This window comes from Sinomicrobium soli, from assembly GCF_003285545.1.
Lineage (GTDB): Bacteria > Bacteroidota > Bacteroidia > Flavobacteriales > Flavobacteriaceae > Sinomicrobium.
Window position 1 is genome coordinate 49,620 of record NZ_QLNV01000001.1, and the last position, 19,043, is coordinate 68,662.

17 protein-coding genes are annotated in these 19,043 nt (G+C 49.3%); 9 read left to right on the forward strand and 8 right to left on the reverse strand.

What is annotated here, in order from left to right:
* Positions 1-100: 100 nt before the first annotated feature.
* Both DN748_RS00225 and DN748_RS00230 read right to left on the reverse strand, forming a co-directional pair.
* Positions 101-1,405, reverse strand: a complete 1,305-nt coding sequence (locus DN748_RS00225; RefSeq protein WP_112369755.1) for a M20/M25/M40 family metallo-hydrolase — start codon at positions 1,403-1,405, stop codon at positions 101-103.
* 118 nt (positions 1,406-1,523) lie between these two features.
* Positions 1,524-2,759, reverse strand: coding sequence for an ABC transporter permease (locus DN748_RS00230; protein WP_112370075.1), 1,236 nt, complete (start codon positions 2,757-2,759; stop codon positions 1,524-1,526).
* Between the two features lie 244 nt (positions 2,760-3,003).
* On the opposite strand from DN748_RS00230, the gene DN748_RS00235 reads away from it, so the two are divergent.
* From DN748_RS00235 to DN748_RS00245, 3 genes are all read left to right on the forward strand, one after another.
* Positions 3,004-4,125, forward strand: coding sequence for an exo-beta-N-acetylmuramidase NamZ family protein (locus tag DN748_RS00235; protein ID WP_317047388.1), 1,122 nt, complete (start codon positions 3,004-3,006; stop codon positions 4,123-4,125).
* A 161-nt stretch (positions 4,126-4,286) separates the two neighbouring features.
* A complete protein-coding gene (locus tag DN748_RS00240; RefSeq protein WP_112369756.1) occupies positions 4,287-4,487 on the forward strand; it encodes a DUF2683 family protein in 201 nt (66 codons plus the stop codon).
* On the forward strand, positions 4,478-4,699 hold the full coding sequence (locus DN748_RS00245; RefSeq protein WP_112369757.1) for a Txe/YoeB family addiction module toxin: 222 nt from the start codon (positions 4,478-4,480) through the stop codon (positions 4,697-4,699). The genes DN748_RS00240 and DN748_RS00245 overlap by 10 nt, the downstream gene beginning before the upstream one ends.
* 140 nt (positions 4,700-4,839) lie before the next feature.
* Here the strand turns inward: DN748_RS00245 and asnB are convergent, their stop codons facing one another.
* The 3 genes from asnB to alaS all read right to left on the reverse strand — a co-directional run bounded on the left by asnB (position 4,840) and on the right by alaS (position 10,304).
* On the reverse strand, positions 4,840-6,501 hold the full coding sequence (asnB, locus tag DN748_RS00250) for an asparagine synthase B (protein WP_112369758.1): 1,662 nt from the start codon (positions 6,499-6,501) through the stop codon (positions 4,840-4,842).
* Positions 6,502-6,685: 184 nt separating this feature from the next.
* A complete protein-coding gene (locus DN748_RS00255) occupies positions 6,686-7,630 on the reverse strand; it encodes a GSCFA domain-containing protein (RefSeq protein ID WP_112369759.1) in 945 nt (314 codons plus the stop codon).
* Between the two features lie 55 nt (positions 7,631-7,685).
* The gene (gene alaS, locus DN748_RS00260) at positions 7,686-10,304 is read right to left on the reverse strand and encodes an alanine--tRNA ligase (protein WP_112369760.1); all 2,619 of its coding nucleotides are present in this window, start codon (positions 10,302-10,304) and stop codon (positions 7,686-7,688) included.
* A gap of 186 nt (positions 10,305-10,490) precedes the next feature.
* On the opposite strand from alaS, the gene DN748_RS00265 reads away from it, so the two are divergent.
* From DN748_RS00265 to DN748_RS00290, 6 genes are all read left to right on the forward strand, one after another.
* A complete protein-coding gene (locus DN748_RS00265) occupies positions 10,491-11,468 on the forward strand; it encodes a M23 family metallopeptidase (protein ID WP_112369761.1) in 978 nt (325 codons plus the stop codon).
* A gap of 66 nt (positions 11,469-11,534) precedes the next feature.
* Positions 11,535-11,864 (forward strand): MerR family transcriptional regulator, encoded by a 330-nt coding sequence (locus DN748_RS00270; RefSeq protein WP_112369762.1) that lies wholly within the window; start codon positions 11,535-11,537, stop codon positions 11,862-11,864.
* 39 nt (positions 11,865-11,903) lie between these two features.
* Positions 11,904-12,509 carry a LemA family protein gene (locus tag DN748_RS00275; RefSeq protein ID WP_112369763.1) on the forward strand — a complete coding sequence of 202 codons (606 nt, stop codon included), beginning with the start codon at positions 11,904-11,906 and terminating at the stop codon, positions 12,507-12,509.
* A gap of 35 nt (positions 12,510-12,544) precedes the next feature.
* Positions 12,545-12,985, forward strand: a complete 441-nt coding sequence (locus DN748_RS00280) for a TPM domain-containing protein (protein ID WP_112369764.1) — start codon at positions 12,545-12,547, stop codon at positions 12,983-12,985.
* 33 nt (positions 12,986-13,018) lie between these two features.
* The gene (locus DN748_RS00285) at positions 13,019-13,807 is read left to right on the forward strand and encodes a TPM domain-containing protein (RefSeq protein ID WP_112369765.1); all 789 of its coding nucleotides are present in this window, start codon (positions 13,019-13,021) and stop codon (positions 13,805-13,807) included.
* Positions 13,808-13,915: 108 nt separating this feature from the next.
* Complete coding sequence (locus tag DN748_RS00290; protein WP_112369766.1) at positions 13,916-14,653, forward strand: tyrosine-protein phosphatase; 738 nt, start codon at positions 13,916-13,918, stop codon at positions 14,651-14,653.
* Between the two features lie 245 nt (positions 14,654-14,898).
* Here DN748_RS00290 and DN748_RS00295 read toward each other — a convergent pair whose 3' ends face one another.
* The 3 genes from DN748_RS00295 to DN748_RS00305 form a co-directional block, all read right to left on the reverse strand.
* Positions 14,899-15,408 (reverse strand): OmpH/Skp family outer membrane protein, encoded by a 510-nt coding sequence (locus DN748_RS00295; protein WP_112369767.1) that lies wholly within the window; start codon positions 15,406-15,408, stop codon positions 14,899-14,901.
* Between the two features lie 28 nt (positions 15,409-15,436).
* On the reverse strand, positions 15,437-16,258 hold the full coding sequence (locus tag DN748_RS00300) for an OmpH/Skp family outer membrane protein (RefSeq protein ID WP_112369768.1): 822 nt from the start codon (positions 16,256-16,258) through the stop codon (positions 15,437-15,439).
* A gap of 235 nt (positions 16,259-16,493) precedes the next feature.
* Entirely contained in the window at positions 16,494-19,043 is a 2,550-nt protein-coding gene (locus tag DN748_RS00305; RefSeq protein ID WP_201741386.1) for a BamA/OMP85 family outer membrane protein, read from the reverse strand.

Consider the following 19,043-nt stretch of genomic DNA (forward strand, 5'->3'; position numbering starts at 1 on the left):
CAATATTAGTATTAGACATTCAAAAAAACAAAAAGTTACATCCGATACCATAAAATTTTCAATTTATTTCTCTTGTCACAACAACAGATGCCGCAACATGCTACTTTTCCGCGAGTAACCTGTATATCAGTATGGCAGCCCTCTGCGTAAGGGCTTCAAAAGTATTCAGGTTGATATTCTCTTCCGGGGAGTGTGCGCCTTCCCCCATGGCACCGAGGCTATCCAGGCAGTCTACATATCCGCCCACAAAAGACACATCTGCAGCTCCTTTCACGAGCGGGTCAACCGCTTCTACCTCACCCAGCCCCATATCGACACTCACCTGGCTCAGTTTTTCCAGCAACTTCCTGTTACCTTCGGTAGGCTCCATGGCGGGATAGCTGTCAAAAAAAGTGATTTCCGCACGGGTACCCGGCAGGTTACGGGCCGTGATCTCCCTCATCTTCTCCCTTGCCTTTTCCTTCTGTTCTTCCGATATAAACCGGAGCCCCCCGTCAACTACCGCCGTCCGGGCCACCACATTAGTCTTCCCGAAAGTATTTCCCTTGCTCAACGCATCGTCATACGACACCTCGGTACCTCCCAATACGGTTCCCGGATTAAAGGTCAGGTAACGGTCGTCTCCCCTTACTTCTTCATAAAATTCGTGGAGGATACGGGAAATCTCGAAGATGGCCCCGGCGCCTACTCCCTCACTGAAAATATCGGCAGAGTGGGCCTGCCTGCCGGTAACTTCCACTTTCCACCCGGAAGAACCGCGTCGTGCCATGGTAGCTTCCGAAAAACCGGTAGAGGGCTCAAATCCCAGGGCCACATCGCTCCGCTTTGCCGCATCGATCAGATCTTTCCTGCTTACGGACAGTGGCTTCCCGGTATACTCTTCATCCCCCATCAGTGCTACAATAACCTGCCTGCCCTTTAAAAGTCCGTTTTCACGAAGTGCCTTTAAAGCATACAAAATAATGGCATTTCCCCCCTTCATATCATTGACCCCGGGCCCGGTAGCTGTACTGTCATTTATTTTTTTCATGGTCTGAAACGGGCTGTCCTCTTCGAAAACCGTGTCCAGGTGGCCTATAAGCAATACTTTTTTACCCTTTGTTCCGCGTGTTTCTACAAAAAGGTGACCCGCACGGTCCATTTCCGCCGGCATATCCACCCATCGCGTATCGAACCCTATCCCGGCAAACACATCGGCAAACACCTGCCCTACCTCCTGCACACCGGCATGGTTCATCGTTCCGCTGTTGATATTGACCACCTTTTCGGTAAACTCCAGCTGGTCTTCAAAATTCCGGCTTACGGCAGCCGCGATCCGGCGTTCGGTTTTAGAAAGATTCTGGGCGTGGCCTGCAACTACAGCCAGCACCAATCCTGTACTGAAAAAGGTCCGGAATCGTGACATAGATATATTTTTAATATATAAGGAGTGCTAATTTAAGGATTTTCGCGCATTTGTCTCCCGGAATATATACAATACTGTTCCGGTCGGTTCCCGGCTTGCCGCAAAAAGCCGTGCAACATCAATCGAACCGCATTGCCCTGGCCGGTACGATCCTGGTAATGATATAGGAAGGCAGCAGCAGCATGGCCAGGCACAGGAGCAGGATACCGGAATTGAGCAGTATAATATAGCCCGGACTGATATATACCGGAGCCTCGACCACGTAATAGTTACTCGGGTCCAGCTTTATCCATCCCGTGTACTTCTGAAGAAACAGCAATCCGAGCCCGACCAGGTTTCCCCAGAACAGTCCGACCAGGATAAGATAGGCCGCATTGTAAAGGAAGATCTTGCGCACGCTCCAGTTTGCACTCCCCAGCGCCTTGAGAATACCGATCATGGGGGTGCGTTCCAGTATAAGCACGAGCAATGCGGTAATCATGTTGAACCCTCCCACGACGATCAGGATACCGATAATAAGTGCCGTGTTGAAATCGAACATACCGAGCCATTCGAATATGGAGGGAAACTCCTCCAGGATAGTGGTCGAATCGAGCGTGGAAAGCGTCTGCCCGTAAACCCGGTAGCCTACCTCCTCCAGCCTGTCGAAATCGGCAATAAACAGCTCAAACTTTCCTACCTGGTCTTCTTCCCAGCGGTTCATGCGCTGTATGTGACGAAGATCGGTAAACACATATCTCGCATCAAAATCCTGAAAACCGCTATCGTAAAGCCCGGTGATCCTGAAAATACGCTGGTTGGGTACGGAACTCTCTTCATCTCTCAGGAAAAATGCGTAAAACGTATCGCCCACCTCCAGTTTCAGCCTGTTGGCCAGGTACCTGGAAAGCAGCACCTCATTATTGAGCTTTCCTCTAAAGTCAGGTAATTTTCCCGATACCAGGTATTCTGAAAAGTACCTCCAGTCGTAATCGCTTCCCACCCCTTTCGCTATGATCCCTTCAAAGGTGTCTTCAAGCCGGATGATCCCCGCTTTAGAAGCCACTCCCTGAATATGGGTGATTTCGGGGATCTCCCTGAATTCCGGGTAAAAATCCTGCTTCAGCGATATCGGGTGCACAGAAACTTCAGACTGGTTGTTGTCGTAGTTGTAGATCTGGATATGCCCGTTAAAGGCCGAGACCTTTTCCCTGATCTTCTGTTGCAGCCCTACTCCCGCCGCAACGGAAACCAGCATGACCACCAGTCCTATGGCTATGGCAGCTATGGCAATTTTTATAATTGGTGCCGATACACTACTTTTATAATCTTTGGACCTTATAATGCGTTTTGCTATGAAAAACTCTAAATTCAAGGGGACTGTTTGTTTTACAAACCCCAAAAATACATTTTTATTACGGTTCTTCCTCGAAATTATAAGGAAGGGTGCCCATCTGTCCGCTCCCGTTTTCCAAAAAACCGGCTGCAAAAAAAACGCAGGCCTCACCACGACCGGCTTCCGGGTACTTTTTCTGTCTTTTCTTTTAACCGCATGCAGCAGCCGTGCTTCCTCCGGGACCGGGGAAAAACCGCACAGCACGGACCAGGCAGTTGCGGAAGTGGCACACATAGAGACCGGGGCCGACCGGACCGCGGAATACCTCCCCCTGTTAAAAGGCAAACGGGTAGGCATCGTAGCCAATCCTTCCAGTGTCATTTTCAGGAACCGGGAAAAAACCGTGTACGTCCACCTGGTAGACAGCCTGCTGAAAACAGGGGTCAACATACAGAAAGTGTTTGCACCCGAACACGGTTTCCGCGGGACCGCAGAAGCCGGGGAAACCGTGAAAGACGGCAAAGACCCGAAAACGGGGCTCCCCGTGATCTCTCTTTACGGCAATAACAAAAAACCGGAGCCGGAACAACTGGAAGATATCGACATCCTCGTTTTTGACCTCCAGGATGTAGGAGTGCGTTTTTACACCTATATATCCACGCTTCACTATGTAATGGAAGCCTGTGCCGAACTCGGGAAGCCCGTACTCCTTCTCGACCGTCCGAACCCGAATGGCCACTTTACGGACGGGCCGGTCCTGGAACCGCAGTTTAAAAGTTTTATCGGGATGCACCCCATTCCCGTAGCACATGGGATGACCATAGGAGAATACGCCCGGATGATCAACGGTGAAAAGTGGCTGGCCCGGGGTGTACAATGCCCCCTGCAGGTCATCACCTGCGCCAATTATACGAAAGACATGCCTTACGAACTCCCCGTAAAACCTTCGCCCAACCTGCCGAATGCCCAATCCGTCAACCTGTATCCCAGCCTCTGCTTTTTCGAAGGTACCAATGTGAGTGAAGGACGGGGCACGGACAAGCAGTTCCAGGTCTACGGCTCTCCCTACCTTCCGGAAGCCGAATATCCCTATACCTTTACCCCCGAACCCAATTCCGGCTCCGGCAACCCCCAGCACCGCGGGAAGGTGTGCCACGGCGAAGACCTCTCCGGTACGGAAAGGCTGTATCGTATCGAACTTAAATGGCTTGTCCGCGCCTACCGGAACACGGCCGGAAAAGAGGATTTTTTCACTGATTTCTTCGTCAAACTGGCCGGCACAAAACAGCTCCGGCAACAGATCGAGGCAGGAATACCGGAAGACGAGATCCGGGCAAGCTGGCAGGAAGGCCTGAGAACATTCAGGGAAGTCCGTAAAAAGTACCTGCTTTACAGAGAACAGTAAACTACCTCAATGCAAGCATACGAGGCATTAGAAGGAAAACAAAAACATCCCGAGGCAAGCCTCGGAGCATTTAAATCTCGATTATCGAGTAATTTTATTTAGGAACAGGTTTTGACGATTTTTCGATAATGAATACTTAATTTTGTATAAATTAGGTCATTATGGAGACATTCACAATACATACAAAGAACAAGGAGCAATCCAGGATCATCAAGGCTTTTCTAAAGGCCCTGAAAATACCTTTTCAATCTTCAGAAGAAAATCCGTATGACCCTGAATTTGTCGCCAAGATCAAAGAAAGCGAGGTACAGGCCAGAGAAGGAAAGGTCAAAGCCATTAAAACAGATGAACTGTGGAAGTAGTTTATACTGAAAAAGCTTTAAAAGATCGTGCTTATTGGATAAAAAGAGCTGACCAGGCAATTCAGAAAAAGATCACCAACCTAATCAAATCCATCGAAGATCATCCGTACGAAGGGATTGGCAAACCCGAAGCCTTAAAATATGAATTATCCGGTTTTTGGTCAAGGAGGATCAACAGAGAGCACCGGCTTATATATTATATAAGGTTTTAAAAGAAAAAGATGTTATAGAAATTCACTCCATGAAGGGACATTACTGATTTATTTAACATTGGAGCCCGTTTAAACAATACAATTGCCCGGAAAGCCGTTCAGGCTCCCGGGCAATTGTATATCGGGCCGGCGCTGTTCCTTTAGATGGCAGCCCTGGCTTTTTCTACGGCGATCGTTGTATCGGCCTTGACGTGTGCAGCGTTGGCACGACCGCTGGGGTCGGTGTTCTCCTGCCATTTCGGGATCCATCTCTTTACCGTTCTGGCGGCACTCTCCTGCGGGAAATGCTTGTGGAAAATCTCACGGTAGAAAAAGGCTTCCTTCGTCGCCGGGGTGTTTATCGGGTACTTTTCAGCCGCGGTGGCCATTTGTGCATCGGTAACCTGTGAGGCACAGTGCGCTATCAGGGTATCGATCCAGTTGTATCCCACTCCGTCGGAGAACTGCTCTTTCTGTCTCCACAGCACCTCATCCGGAAGGAAAGGCTGTTCAGGGGTATCAAAGGCTTTTCTCAGAATATATTTCTCTATGCCGTCATAAGTCTTGGGCTGCTTGAACTCCGGCATGATCTCCATGGCGGTCTGCAGGAAGGATTTATCCAGGAAAGGCACCCTTGCTTCCAGTCCGTGGGCCATAGTACTCTTGTCCGCCCGGAGGCAGTCGGCCGTAGACAGTTTCTGTACCCTGTCTATGGTCTCTTTCTGAAAATCCAGGGGAGAGGGTGCGTTCCTGAAGTAGAGGTAACCTCCGAATATCTCGTCGGCGCCTTCCCCGCTCAATACCACTTTTATGCCCAGGTCGGTAATCGCCTTACTCATAAAATACATGGGAGTGGAGGCCCTGATGGAAGTTACATCGTAGGTTTCCAGGTGCCATACCAGTTTCTCCAGTATCTCTATCCCCTCTTCTATGGTAAAGTGTATTTCATGGTGTTCCGTACCGAGATATTCCGCAACCTTCCGGGCTGCAATAAGATCGGGCGCGTCGGCATCCAGCCCTATGGAGAAAGAGTGCAGCTTTTGTCCCGTTCCCTCCAGCAGCCTGCAGGCAATGGAAGAAGTAAGTGAAGAATCCAGCCCTCCCGACAGCAATACTCCCAGCGGCACATCGCTCATCAGGCGTTTCCGGGTAGCCTCTATCAGGCTTTCCCGCAGTTTATCCAGGTCCAGGTCTTCCGTAGCCGTTGCACTGTCGAACCACTCCGGGGTAAAATAGCGTACAAACCCGGTTTGGGGAGTATAGAAATGCCCGGGAGGAAAAGCAGCGAATTCCACACACTGATCGGCTATGGTCTTCATTTCGGAAGAAAAATACATACGCCCTTCGGCATCCGTCCCGTAGTAAAGCGGTTTCACCCCGATCGGGTCGCGCCCGGCAATAAAATCGTCCCCGTCTACCACTACAAAGGCAAAAACCCCGTCGAGTCTGTTGCAGAAGTCATAACCGAACTCCTCGTAGAGATGTACGATAACTTCCGAATCTGAGGTAGTGCGGAAGGTGTGATCTTTCAGCACGGTCTCCCTCAGTTCCCCGTGGTTGTATATTTCGCCGTTGTGCACCATCCAGGCCGTATCGGTACCCTGTATCGGTTGCTTCCCGGTATTCAGGTCTATAATGGATAATCTTTCGTGGCTTAACACGTGGCCATTTCCCGTGAGGTGCAGGTCACTTTCGTCCGGCCCCCTGTGTGCCATTCTCTTCGACATTTCCCCGATAAGCCCGGTATCGGCTACAGGCTTCCTGGCTTGCAGGGCCCCTTCGGGAGTATAGGTTGCGCTTATAACTGCTAATATTCCACACATAACTCAAAATGGTTTTAGTTTCTAATGACCCTGCAAATATTAGCCTTAACTTTCACTTTAAAAACCAAAACAATAAAAATAGTTACAAAAACACACAATGAAATCCTATTTTTATTTCCGAATGAAATACACGAAGACATAAATACTGTTTTTTCGAACAAACTGTAAGAAGGTGTTCCCGTATCTAAAACTCCATATGTGGCCATTCCGATCTCAACCGGCGGATGCGGTCTTCCAGCCTGCACCTGAAATCCCGGTGTTCCGGGGAGTCCGGCGCAAAAGGTTTATGGGAGAGCCCTTTCCGGATGGCATCCACTTCCTTCATGTCCTGATGTGCTGCAGGGGATATCCAGGCCCCGGAAAACTTTTCCCAGATATATTGTATGGCCGTATCTGACGGATGTATCATGTCGTCGGTATAAAACCGGTAATCGCGGAGCTCGTCCATCACGATCTCATAAGAAGGAAAGTAAAAACAGGACAGGGGGTCCGTCACCTGGTGTACTGCTGTTACGAGATGGGCCTTACTTCGCTGGTTTTCGACAAAGCCGTCTCTTAAATGGCGTACCGGGGATATGGTAAAAATAATCTGCACTTCCGGGTTTATTTTCCTCAGGGCACTGATCATTCCGGAAATATTACCGGTTACCGATTCTGCGGAAGCCAGCTCTTTTTCAAAATGCTTTTGTGGTATTTTATGGCAGTTGGCCACCGGTTCTCCCGTTTCCTTTAAGCGATATCCCCAGGCCGTCCCCAGGGTGATGAGCACATGCGTGGCTGTTTTGAGGAAGGTTGCTGTTTCTTCAAGCGCGGTATTGATGTTTGACAACGCCTGTTCGCGTGAGGTGCTGCTCAGGCTTGAATGTGCATCAAAACAGTGCCAGCGCCCCTGGTGCCCGAAAAGTGCTTCCCGGGTATACTTATCTCCCGAAACAACCTTTTCCAGAAAGCGGGCTATTGCAGCAGGGTGGTATAAGATACCAAAGGGGTTTCTCAGGCAGCGGAACTGAAAATACTCCAGTTTGCCGGCCATATGCTCCGAAAAACACGAACCCAGCAATAACAGTTTCGAATGATGATCAATACTATGATCGCCAGGTATAGCCGGTATTTCAGTTCGCAGTTTCAAATTTTCCCGGTATTTGTATGTTTCCGGCCTGTGCCTGTCACAGGTTCCGGGTCATTTATTTTGAGGCAATAAATGTCCTGGCATGCTCCAGGGCCTCCGGAATCCCTTCCGGCCGCTTCCCCCCCGCCGTGGCAAAGAAGGGCTGTCCGCCACCGCCGCCGTTGATATATTTCCCGAGTTCCCGCACCACCTTCCCGGCATTGAGATCCCGTTCGGAGGCCAGTTCCTTTGAAATATAGCAGGTGAGCACGGCCTTGCCCTGCTGCTCTGTGGCCAGCAGTACAAAAAGGTTTTCATGCTCCCTTCCCAGTTCGAATACCAGGTCTTTTACCGCCGGGGTATCGAGATCTACCGTAGTCGCGAGAAAACGCACATTCCCGATATGTTCAAAACTGCCGGCAAGCTCCTTCTTAAGATTCCCGGCCTTGTCTTTCATCAAGGCTTCAAGCTGTTTTTTCAGGGCACTGTTCTCTTCCTGAAGTGCCGTGATCGCCTTTACGGGATCGCTGGTATTCCTGAGCGCTGCCTTCACTTCCCCGAATATTTCCGCCTGGGAAGTAAAATATTCCTTGGCCGCATCCAGGGTAATGGCTTCAATACGCCGTATTCCGGCAGCAACAGCGCCTTCCCCGGTAATGATAAAGTGCCATATATCCCCGGTATTCTTTACATGGGTCCCTCCGCAGAGTTCCATACTCTCCCCGAAACGCACGGTCCTGACCGTATCGCCGTATTTTTCCCCGAACAAAGCCATAGCCCCTGCCTCCAATGCTTGCTGGTAAGGGGTATTGCGGTGCTCTTCCAGCGGTAACTGTTCCCGGATACGGGCATTTACAAAATCTTCCACCTGTTGCAGTTCTTCCTGTGTCATCCTGCTGAAATGGGAGAAATCGAAACGCAGGTGGTTGTTGTGTACCGAAGACCCTTTCTGCTCTACATGCTCCCCGAGCACCACCCGGAGTGCCTGGTGCAGAAGGTGTGTCGCCGAATGATTGGCAGACGTTCGCCTGCGCTGGTTGGCATCCACCACCGCCGTAAAGCTTCCTTCCGTATTACGGGGAAGGTTTTTGGTAAGATGTATGATAAGATTGTTCTCTTTTCTGGTATCGGTAATATATACCACATCGCCGTTAGCGGCCTTGATATATCCCTTGTCCCCCACCTGGCCTCCTCCTTCGGGATAGAAGGGGGTTAGGTTGAATACTACCTGATACATCTCACCGTCCTTTTTACTGTTCACCTTGCGGTAACGTGTAATTCTCACCCGGGTTTCAAGGGTATCATATCCCACAAATTCCTCTTCGTCATCTTCAGACAGCACTACCCAGTCTCCCGTACTCACCGCCGTAGCGGCCCTGGAGCGGTCTTTCTGCTTCTGGAGTTCTTTGCGGAAGCCCTCTTCGTCCAGTGCATATCCCCGTTCTCCGAGGATCAGGGCCGTGAGATCTATGGGAAACCCATAGGTATCGTAGAGTTCGAAAGCCTTGCTTCCGGATATGGTATGGTCTTTCGCATTGGAAATAATACTGTCCAGCAGTACCAGCCCCTGTTCCAGGGTTTTCAGGAACGATTGTTCTTCTTCCCTGATCACATTGACCACGAGATTTTTCTGTGCCTTTATTTCCGGGAAAGCGTGGTGCATCTGGCTGCTCAGCGTATCTACAAGCTTGTAGATAAACGGCTCGTCCTGCCCGAGGAAAGTGAAACCGTAGCGGATGGCCCTCCTGAGGATACGCCGTATCACATAGCCCGCCCCGGTATTGGAAGGCAATTGTCCGTCGGCAATGGCAAAAGCCACCGCCCTGAGGTGGTCGGCAACCACCCTGATCGCAATATCCGTCTTCTCATCCTTCCCGTATTTGCTGGTAGTGACCGCCTCGATCTCCCGGATGATCGGGGTGAATACATCCGTATCATAATTGCTCTTCACGCCCTGCAACACCATACACAGGCGTTCGAAGCCCATACCCGTATCCACATGCCTGGCCGGCAATTTTTCGAGAGAACCGTCAGCCTTGCGGTTAAACTCCATAAAGACCAGGTTCCATATCTCCACTACCTGCGGATGGTCCTTGTTCACCAGTGCGCTCCCGGGCACCTTTTTCCGCTCTTCATCAGTGCGTATATCTATATGAATTTCCGAACAGGGCCCACAGGGCCCCTGCTCTCCCATTTCCCAGAAGTTGTCGTTCTTATTGCCGGGAAGCACCCTGTCTGCCGGAACTATGGCCTCCCAGAGCGTTTTCGCTTCCCCGTCTTCGGGAAGGTTATCGTCTGCAGCTCCTTCAAAATAGGTGACATACAGCCTTTCACGGTCAATACCGAATACTTCCGTAAGCAGTTCCCAGGCCCATCCGATAGCCTCTTTCTTGAAATAGTCGCCAAAACTCCAGTTCCCGAGCATTTCGAACATGGTATGGTGATAGGTGTCTTTCCCCACTTCTTCCAGGTCGTTGTGCTTCCCGCTTACTCTCAGGCACTTCTGCGTATCGGTAACCCTTGCGGATACCGGCTTCCGGTTTCCGAGGAAATACTCCTTGAACTGGTTCATTCCCGCATTGGTGAACATCAGTGTCGGGTCGTCCTTGACCACCATGGGAGCCGATGGCACTACAGTGTGTTTGCGCGCTTCGAAAAACCTGAAAAAACGTTCTCTTACTTCTTGTGACTTCATCAATATGTGTTTGGCGTTTTGCTTTTTTCAAATGACAAGGGCCCGGACTGTAAATCTTAAGCTTTTCTAAAAATTGCAGTAACTGGAAAACAATTTTTATATTTGTCCGTTAGCTCGGTTTAAACAAACGGCTTTCCCCTGTATTCCATTGTCGTTTACCGGGCAAAAATAGAATATTTTAATTTTATGTCGAAGGTAAAATATTATTACGACCAGGAGACACTTTCGTATCGGAAAATTGAGGTAAGGAGAGGAAAAAAGATACGTAACTTTCTGGTTTTTCTTCTGGCCTCGTTCCTGTTCGGGCTTCTGGGGCTTTTTACCTTGCTCAACACCGGGCTGGTCAATACCCCGAAGGAATTATCCACCACACGGGAACTCAAACAATACGAGCTTCAGTTCGAGTTGCTGAACAGAAAGATGGAACAGATGGAAAAAGTCCTCGCCGATATAGAGGACAGGGACAACAACATATACCGCCTCTATTTTGAAGCCAGTCCTATTCCGGATGAACAGCGCCGCGCGGGATTCGGGGGGGTTAACCGCTACCGGAGCCTGGAAGGGTTTGAGAATTCCAGGATCGTTGTCAATACCACCAGGAGGCTGGAAATTCTTCAGAAACAGCTTGTCGTACAATCCAGGTCGCTGGATGAGATCTCAAAACTGGCGGAGGACAAGGAGAAACTGCTCGCTACCATTCCGGCCATACAACCGGTAAACAACAAAGACCTGAAACGGATGGCGTCGGGATTCGGGTGGCGGACAGACCCGTTTACCAAAGCGCGTAAAATGCACTGGGGGATGGATTTTTCCGCACCGAAGGGCACCCCGGTCTACGCTACCGGCGACGGGGTGGTAACCCGGTCAGACAACCGTGCGGCAGGGTACGGCAACCACATCAGGGTAGAGCACGGATTCGGTTATGAAAGCCTCTATGCACACCTGAGCAAATACAACGTAAGAAAAGGACAGAAAGTGAAGCGCGGAGACCTTATAGGGTATGTGGGCAGTACGGGGCGTTCACAGGCTCCACACCTCCATTACGAGGTCTTTAAGGACGGACAACGGATCAACCCGATGAACTTTTACTACGGCAGTTTAACGCCTGCGGAATACGAAGAACTGATCCATGTAGCCTCACAGGAAAACCAGTCTCTCGATTAGCGGCACGAAGGCCGGACACAAGACCAAAAGGATTGAGCATTACGATAACGCAATACGTTCCACATCATGCACATAGAACTTCCTGAAAAACGCTATTACAATATAGGCGAAGTAGCCAGAGCCTTTAATGTAAACACTTCCCTGATCCGCTTCTGGGAAAAGGAATTCGACGTACTGCGTCCCAAGAAGAATGCCAAGGGAAACCGAAGGTTCACTCCGGAAGACATCAAAAACCTGCAACTCATCTACCACCTGGTCAAGGAAAGAGGCTTTACCCTGGAAGGTGCCAAGACCCACCTGAAAGAAGAAAAACACAAAACCCTTTCCAATTTTGAGATTATTCGTAAATTGGAAAACATAAAAGCATCCCTTTTAAAGATCAAGGATGCATTATAATTTTATAAGTAAAAATCACAAAAATCAAATTCACTCACTATGAAAAAATGGTTAATCCCGGTTATCATCCTGGTTGTTATTGGTGTAGGCATTTACAGCTGGGCAGTAGGTTTCAACAACACTGCCGTCACCTACCAGGAAGATGCAAAAACCACCTGGTCTAACGTGGAAAGTGCATACCAGCGAAGAAATGACCTGATAGGAAACCTGGTCAAAACCGTACAGGGTGCAGCCGATTTTGAACGAAATACCCTGAGGGAAGTGGTGGAAGCCCGGGCCAAGGCAACCTCCACCACCATCAGCGCCGACAACCTGAGCCCGGAAAAAATGGCGGAATTCCAGCAGGCGCAGACCGGACTTTCTTCTGCATTGTCCAGACTGCTGGTATCGGTAGAGCGGTATCCCGAACTCAGGGCCAACCAGAACTTCCTGGAACTACAGGCACAGCTGGAAGGCACGGAAAACCGGATCAACGTGGCACGGGACCGTTTCAATGCCGGGGTTAACACGTACAACAAGCATATCAAAACCTTTCCCAATAAGATCCTGGCCGGCATGTTCGGTTTTGAGGAAATGGCCCGGTACCAGGCTGATGCAGGATCGGAAAATGCCCCGGATGTGGAATTTGATTTCGGAGCGTCTTAATGCTCACGCAGTGAGTAAAACACAGCACTATTACCATGTCTGAAGTAGAAAAATTTTTGACTGCCCGCGAAGAAGAAGAGATCGTAAAAGCCATACAGGAAGCAGAACGCAATACTTCGGGGGAGATTCGTGTACATATCGAAAGAACCTCGGGAAATTCCGAGCCCTACCAGAGGGCTATTGCCGTATTTCACGAATTGGGGATGGACCGGACCGAACTGGCCAACGGGGTTATCGTATATATCGCCGTAGAAGACAGGACATTCGCCATTTACGGGGGCAAAGGGATCAATGATGTGGTGCCTGATGATTTCTGGAACAGTACCAAAGAGGTCATGGCCTCCCGCTTTAAGGACGGACATTACAAACAGGGGCTCGTAGAAGGCATCCTGAAGGCCGGAAACCAGCTCAAACAACACTTCCCCTGGCAGGAAGACGATATCAATGAACTTCCGGATGAAATCTCAAAAGGATAACCCCTGACAATAATACAAATTGCACGACAGCCCATGGCATTTCACAGGTTCCTCACTCTTTTTTCTTTTTTACTGATCACCGGATTTTCCGCATCTGTACAGGCGCAGTACCAGATCCCGGACGTTCCGGAAGTACAGACCAGCGTATACGATTACAGCAACCTTTTTTCACCTGTCCAGAAGAAGGCACTGGAAGAGAAGCTCGTCAGGTATTCCGACAGTACTTCCACGCAGATCGTGGTGATCGCCATAGGATCTGCGAAAGGAGAAGACCTCAATTACCTCGGGGCCAACTGGCTGACGGAATGGGGCATAGGACAGAAAGGAAAAGATAATGGCATCCTGATCCTTCTGGCAGAAAAAGACCGCAGGGTAAGTATCCAGAACGGTTACGGCATAGAACACCTGCTGACGGATGCATTGAGCAAGCGCATTATCGAACAGGTAATGAAGCCCTATTTTGTCAGGGAGGATTATTACGGCGGACTGGACAAGGGGACAGATGCCATTTTCGGGGTACTTACCGGGGCGTATGAAGGACAACGGAAAGACGGGCGGCAAAGCGTATCCCCCGGAAGTATACTTTTTATTATCATCATGTTTATTGTTCTCGTGGTCATTCTCTCCAGGAGGGGCGGTGGCGGAAGAAACGGCACCGGGAGGTTCAGGGGGCCTGACCTGCTGGACATGATCATCCTGAGCAGCATGGGCCGGGGAGGCTTCGGAGGAGGCGGATCTTCAGGAGGTGGTTTCGGCGGAGGCTTCGGAGGGGGCTTCGGCGGCGGAATGGGAGGTGGCGGTGGTGCCAGCGGAAGCTGGTAAACGCCTTTATCCTGCCATTGGTCGAACAAAGACAAACACATGCTTCTTCCCTTGATATAGCCCCCTTTATTATTATCTTTGCATAATGTAACACTTAATGCCTGCGCTTTGCTAATTTTTACCCGAAAAAAAACGGTTTACCTTAAAGATCTGTTTGAAGAGGATCATGTGGATATGCATTCGCATCTCTTACCCGGAATTGACGACGGGGCCAAAACCACCGAAGACACCGTGAAACTTATCGATGGTTTTAAAGAACTCGGTATCCGGCACATCATTACCACCCCTCATATCATACAGGGGGTATGGCCCAATACCTCCGGTATCATCAGAGAGAAGGAACAGGAAATCCGTCCTCATGCCGAAAGACAGGTATCTTCTTTCAGGGCCGCAGCAGAATATCTTATGGATGAATCGTTCAGGGAGCTGGTCCGGGAAAGGGACATCCTTTGCCTTAAAGACAAATATGTATTGGTGGAGATGTCGTATATCAGTCCGCCCATATCCCTTTTCGACATTCTTTTCGACCTGCAGGTAGCGGGATACACCCCGGTACTGGCCCATCCGGAACGCTATCTCTTCTATCACGAGAACTTCGACATGTACGCCAAACTGAAAAAGGCGGGATGCCTGTTACAGCTCAACCTCTTATCGCTGTCGTCCTACTACGGGCGGGAAGTACACAAAACAGCGATGAAACTGCTACGGGAAGGCCTGCTTGACTTTGTCGGGACCGATGCCCATAACAGCAGGCATATCGAATACCTGAAGCGGAAATTCAGGATAGAGGCCCCGGAAATATTACGGGAACTCATAAGCAACAACAAGGCCGTTTTCGCACCCTGACATCTGGTTGGTTATTTGCTTATTTAGCAGGAGATTCTCCCCTTCCAGCCGGCAGGCCGGGCTTCGCTCAGAATGACAATGACTCATTCAAACGAACTACGAACTAAGAACTAACAACTAAGAACTAAGAACTAAGAACTAAGAACTAAGAACTAAAGGCACTCCGAACGAAGGCCAAATAAAAAACCCGGAAGCAAAACTTCCGGGCCAATTAAACCTTTATACATTTTCAGGTTCTGCTCCTGTTAAAATCCGAGCTCTGTTTTGACATCTGCCATGATATCCTTACCATCTGCAAGCAGGATTCCCGATCCCGGGGAAGCATCCAGCACATACTGGAATCCCTGTGCTTTTCCTACTTTCTGGATAGCAGCCTGGGCCTTTTCAAGAATAGGCTGGATCAGTTCCATCTGTTTTTTCTGCAATTCCTGCTCGGCAGCCTGACGGGCCTGCATGATATTGTTCTGCATGGTCTGTACCTCCTGAGCCCTCTTCTGGTTCTCGTCTTCTGTTTTTCCTGCGGCTTCGCTTTCGTAAAGTTTGATTTTATTTTGCAATTCCTGTCCGGAACTCTGCAAGTCTGAAGAATACTGCTTTTCCAGTTTTTCCAATTCTGCCCTAGCCGCTTTCATCTCCGGCATATCCTCCATTAATTGCTGCACATTGATGTGGGCAACTTTGCTCTGTGCATTCGCAAAACTAACCGTTCCTACAGCTAATACAAAAGCAATGGCTAACGTTTTCAATTGTTTCATAATTTCGAAAATAATAAATGTTTAAGTGTTAATTGTTATCGTTATTGTTCTTTTCCTTTTCGCGTTCTTCCCTTTTTTGCTGCCGTTCTTCTTCCCTGGCCTTCATGTAGGCCTCCCGCTCTTCGAGTATCTGCTGCCTGCGCTCTTCAAACTCCCGTTTGCGCTCTTCCCGTTCCCTGATACGCTGCTGCCGTTTCTCTTCCATCAACCTTGCGCGCTCTTCCCTTTCGGTTTCCGCGCTTTCTCTCTGCGCTTTTCGCTCCGGGTCTACCTCCCTGTTCACGTCTTCAAACTTGTTCTTCGCACTTCCCGTACGGTGTTCTTCCGTGACCCTGGTCCGGTCTATGCTTCTCAAAACCTGGTCGCTAATATCGTGTTTTTTATCGGAATACAACATCACCACATCGGCAGACCTGTCAAAAACAAAATCGTAGGACCTTCTCGAAGCGATATCCTGCACGGCATTAAAAACCCGGTCCTGTACCGGTTTTACCAGTAACCGCTTCTGCCGTACCATATCACCTTCCGGGCCGAACCTGCCCTGCTGATACTGCAACAGTTCTTCTTCAGATATCCTGATCTCTTCTTCCCGTTCCTCTATCAGCTCCCTGGTAAGCAGTACTTTTTCCGCTTCCAGTTCCTTTTTCATGGTTTCTATGGCATTTTTTTTCTGTTCTACCTCAAGCTTCCATTTTTCCACCCGTGCCTCAAGCTGCGAGCTGGCTTCCTGGTATTCCTGTACGTTCTCCAGGATATATTCCATGTCCACGTATGCTATCCTCACTCCTCTCTGACCATATGCGGCCCATAAAGAGGCCAGAAACAATACCGAAAGAACTTTAGCCTTCATGAGTTGCTGTTGTTTAAAATTTCGCCTGAAATTAACAATTTTTTCAGCAAACCCCGGCCATTATTTCCATATATATTTTTCAGGTAACGGGTATTGTCCAAAAATTACCCGGCCAATCATCCTCATACTTTCCCTGTGAAAAAGCATTTTCCCTGTTATCTTTTCTTTTTCTCTTTCATACCGGGACTTCATCCCTTCCATCGGCAAACACTACACAGAAAATATCATGCCAAACTCAGAATTGCTGTCCTATAATAAAGTGGGTTTCCCATCCGTTCTTCTGTCCGGTGCCGTCCACAGAATCGAAACCGTGACCGAAATCTATTCCGAGCAGACCAAATGCAGGCATAAAGATACGCAGTCCGAATCCTGCCGACCGCTTGAGCTGGAAAGGATTGTATTCCTTAAAATCGGTATAGGCAGCACCACCCTCGGCAAATATAAGCCCGTAAATGGAGGCTGCGGGTTTCAGGGTAAGCGGATATCTCAGTTCAAGAGAGAACTTGTTATAGATCGTAGATCCTATATTCGGAGATAATGACTGGTTGGGATATCCCCGCAATTGTATGGTTTCCCTGCTGTCCAGCGTATAGTTTGCCATTCCGTCGCCTCCGAGATAGAACCGTTCAAAAGGCACTACCCCCCTGTCGCTGTTGTACGCCCCGAGGTAACCGAAATTGGCCGATGTTTTGAGCACCAGGTCTCCTACCAGCCTGTTGTACCATTCCCCGTCGAACTTGATCTTGTAGAATTCCAGCCACTTGATCTTTTCCTGTTCTATTTTTTCATCATCGGGCACTATATTTCCATCCTCATCTTCTGTCTGGAATTCCGGTTTATCGCCAAGGTTTGCGTAATCCACTCCGTCAAACAGGGAATACGGCGGGGTCAGCCTCGCCGAGATGGTAAACCGCGAACCGGTACGGGGATATATGAGTTTCGGGAACCTGTTATCCCTCGAAAGCGCAATGGTATATGCGATATTCCTGGCAAACCCGGTACTTCCGAACCTGAAAAGCCCGATCGGGTAGTTCTCCAGGTCGTAATACTGGAAGCTCAGTGAGTGGGAAAGACTGAAATAGTCGTCAGGCACTTCGAGCCTCTTGGCCAGCCCCAGTGTAAAACTGGTGATATAAAACCGCTGGCTCTTGTCGGGCCTTCCGGTTCTCCAGTCGTAGTAGAACTGCCGGCTATGCGACAGGGAAGCCGAGAACTGTGTCGGTTTCTTTCCTCCCATCCAGGGTTCGGCAAACGAAAAACTATAGGTCTGGTAGAAACGGCTGGCCTGCAATCTCAGTGCCAGCGTCTGCCCGTCTCCCATGGGTACGGGTTTATATGCATCTTTCTTGAACAGGTCCTTGATGGCAAAATTGCTGAACGAAAGCCCCAGCGTACCGATAAATCCGCCGCCGCCGTATCCTCCCTGTAACTCGATCTGGCTCGATCCCTTTTCGGTAAGGCCGTATTCGATATCCACCGTACCGGCATTAGGATCGGCATTCTTGATATCCGGGACCACCGCTTCCTGGTCAAAATACCCCAGACCACCGAGTTCCCGTATGGTACGGATCACGTTTTCCTTACTGTACTTCTCTCCCGGCCGCGTACGGATCTCCCGGTAGATCACATGGTCATTGGTCTTATCGTTCCCCGAAACCCTGACATCGTTAAAATACGCCAGTTTTCCTTCACGGATACGGATCTCGAAATCAATAGTATCGTTCTTGGCCGATATTTCCACGGGAGTAATGGTTGAGAACAGGTAACCGTTGTTCTGATACTGGTTGGTGATATCATCTCCATCGGGTTTGGTCTCGTCCTGGATACGTTGTCTCAGGAGCACCCCGTTATAGGTGTCCCCGGGCTGTATACCCAGCAGGGAAGCCAGCTGCCGATCGGAATAGACCGTATTCCCCACAAAATCGATACTTCCGAAATAGTATTTATCCCCTTCCTCCAGGTCGATATTGATACTGATATTCTTCGATTTGTCATCGATAACCGTATCCAGAATGATCCTGGCATCGCGGTATCCTCTTTCCTTATACTTATCTATAACCGAGGTGAGGTCGGTCTTGTAATCTTCAGGAATAAATTTCGATTTTTTCCAGAAGCGCCCGAACATCTTTCTCTTGGTATTCTTCATGGCCTTGCGAAGGGTCTTGTCTTTCAGGGCTTCGTTACCCTCAAATACGATATCCCTGACCTTGACCTTTTCTCCCCGGTCTATATTCACCTGCATTTTGACTGCATTGACTGCCGAGGTATCGGGGGCGGTTATAATATTGGCCTTCGCGTGCAGAAAACCCTGTTTCTTGTATTTGTTAACCAGAAAGTTCCTGGTATTGGTGATAAAACTTTCGGTAACCCGTTTTCCTTTCTTGATATCGGCCTCCTTCAGTACGGCTTCCCCTTTTTTCTTCTTTATCCCTTCCACCTTTACCGAAGAGAGGGTAGGCACTTCCTTGATATCCAGTATCAGAAAGACCTGATCGCCCTCAACGCGGTCGATATAAAAATTCACATCGCTGAACAACTCCAGTTTCCACAGTTTCTTGATCACTTCCGAGACCTGCTCTCCGGGAATGGTGATCTCCTGCCCTACACGCAGACCGCTGTAGGTAACCACGGTTTGCTTGTTATAGCTTTTTACCCCGGTAACTTCCACGCCTCCGAGGATATAGTTTTTCCCTTTGTCGAACTTGATCTCCTGCGCCCTGAGTGCAGTATTATTAGAAAGAAGTACAAAAAATATGGTTATCGCTCCAAAATATATATTGCGCAT

What these genes read in the sequence shown, in the direction of transcription:
- DN748_RS00295 (WP_112369767.1), bottom strand. Translation starts at nt 15,408, where the DNA reads ATGAAACAATTGAAAACGTTAGCCATTGCTTTTGTATTAGCTGTAGGA.
- DN748_RS00285 (WP_112369765.1), top strand. Translation starts at nt 13,019, where the DNA reads ATGGCATTTCACAGGTTCCTCACTCTTTTTTCTTTTTTACTGATCACC.
- DN748_RS00240 (WP_112369756.1), top strand. Translation starts at nt 4,287, where the DNA reads ATGGAGACATTCACAATACATACAAAGAACAAGGAGCAATCCAGGATC.
- asnB (WP_112369758.1), bottom strand. Translation starts at nt 6,501, where the DNA reads ATGTGTGGAATATTAGCAGTTATAAGCGCAACCTATACTCCCGAAGGG.
- DN748_RS00275 (WP_112369763.1), top strand. Translation starts at nt 11,904, where the DNA reads ATGAAAAAATGGTTAATCCCGGTTATCATCCTGGTTGTTATTGGTGTA.
- DN748_RS00265 (WP_112369761.1), top strand. Translation starts at nt 10,491, where the DNA reads ATGTCGAAGGTAAAATATTATTACGACCAGGAGACACTTTCGTATCGG.
- DN748_RS00225 (WP_112369755.1), bottom strand. Translation starts at nt 1,405, where the DNA reads ATGTCACGATTCCGGACCTTTTTCAGTACAGGATTGGTGCTGGCTGTA.
- alaS (WP_112369760.1), bottom strand. Translation starts at nt 10,304, where the DNA reads ATGAAGTCACAAGAAGTAAGAGAACGTTTTTTCAGGTTTTTCGAAGCG.
- DN748_RS00270 (WP_112369762.1), top strand. Translation starts at nt 11,535, where the DNA reads ATGCACATAGAACTTCCTGAAAAACGCTATTACAATATAGGCGAAGTA.
- DN748_RS00305 (WP_201741386.1), bottom strand. Translation starts at nt 19,043, where the DNA reads ATGCGCAATATATATTTTGGAGCGATAACCATATTTTTTGTACTTCTT.
- DN748_RS00280 (WP_112369764.1), top strand. Translation starts at nt 12,545, where the DNA reads ATGTCTGAAGTAGAAAAATTTTTGACTGCCCGCGAAGAAGAAGAGATC.
- DN748_RS00300 (WP_112369768.1), bottom strand. Translation starts at nt 16,258, where the DNA reads ATGAAGGCTAAAGTTCTTTCGGTATTGTTTCTGGCCTCTTTATGGGCC.